Source organism: Prevotella multiformis DSM 16608, assembly GCF_000191065.1.
Classification (GTDB): Bacteria; Bacteroidota; Bacteroidia; order Bacteroidales; family Bacteroidaceae; genus Prevotella; species Prevotella multiformis.
The window spans coordinates 1-1,152 of the sequence record NZ_GL872291.1 but is presented as its reverse complement, the minus strand read 5'-3'; the positions used below and the strand labels follow the sequence as shown (position 1 = coordinate 1,152).

Here is a 1,152-nt window from a genome sequence, read left to right as displayed (position 1 = left end):
TTGCTGGAGAAGGAGTCGATGCTGTTCAGCACGTCGGCCGTCGCCACCTCCTCGGTGAGGTTGGGCAGGACGTAGTCGTCGCGCTGGAGCAGTTCCACGAGGTAGGTGGGCGTGCCGGTCTCGAACCAGTAGCTGCCGAATTCCAGCTTGCTGAAGGTGTTGAGCAGGCTGAAGGGGTTGTAGACGCCGATTCCGTTCTGGCGGAAGTGGTAGCCGTCGTACTGCTCCCTGAGCCGGGCGAGCGTCTCCTCCACGGTCAGGCCCAGCCGGCCGGCGAGCTCACGGACGGACTCCCCGAAATAAGCGTGTATCTCCTCCTCCGTGATGCCGCAGAGCGACTGGTAGCGTTCGTCCATCGAGAGGTCGAAGAGGTTGTTGAGGTCGGAGAAAACGCTGACCTTCCCGAACTTCGTCACGCCGGTGAGCAGGGCGAAGCGGATGTACTGGTCCTGCGACTTCAATGCACCGTAGAAGGACTTGAGGAGATTCCGGTGGGCGGCCTGAAGCGCATCGTCTCCAAGGGTCTGCAGCAGGGGTTTGTCGTATTCGTCCACGAGGATGACCACCCGCCGGCCCGTCTTCTCGGCGGCACGGCGGATGACCCCCTCGAACCGCTGGGAGAAGGTCGCCTCGCCCGCCTCCTTGCCGTAGAGCTTCTCCCACTGGGAGAGGACGAGGTTCAGACGCTGCCCGAGGACGTTTCCATGCTGGTAGTCGTCCGTGTTCAGGTCGAGGTGCAGGATGGGGAAGGCCGTCCAGTCCTTTTCCAGCTTCTCCATCGCCAGCCCCCTGAACAGCCCGCGCTTCCCTGCGAAATAGGCCTCGAGGGTGGAGAGGAGCAGGCTTTTGCCGAAACGGCGGGGACGGCTGAGGAAGTAGTATCTTCCCTGGGAGGCCAGCTGATGGATCATGGCCGTCTTGTCCACATACGTGTAGCCGTCTTTCCGCAGACTTTCAAAGTTCTGTATTCCGATAGGGTATTTCATCGCTCGTTCCTTCTTTTTATGTGGGTGTTGCAAATTGTATATGCGCCCGGAGCCGGCGGGCAACATCACCGGTCGGGCCGCACCGGTCTGATGTCACAGGCGGTATATGCTTCCGGACTGTCGGGCCGTGCAGGGATGCCATCCCTCCCCGGCGGCAAGTCTCCGT

General features: G+C 61.5%; 1 protein-coding gene. It reads right to left on the bottom strand.

Annotated features, from left to right (window positions below; translation table 11 throughout):
- On the bottom strand, positions 1 to 986 hold a 986-nt coding region (locus tag HMPREF9141_RS12300), incomplete at its 3' end, for an ATP-binding protein (protein WP_040555201.1).
- Positions 987 to 1,152 lie beyond the last annotated feature (166 nt).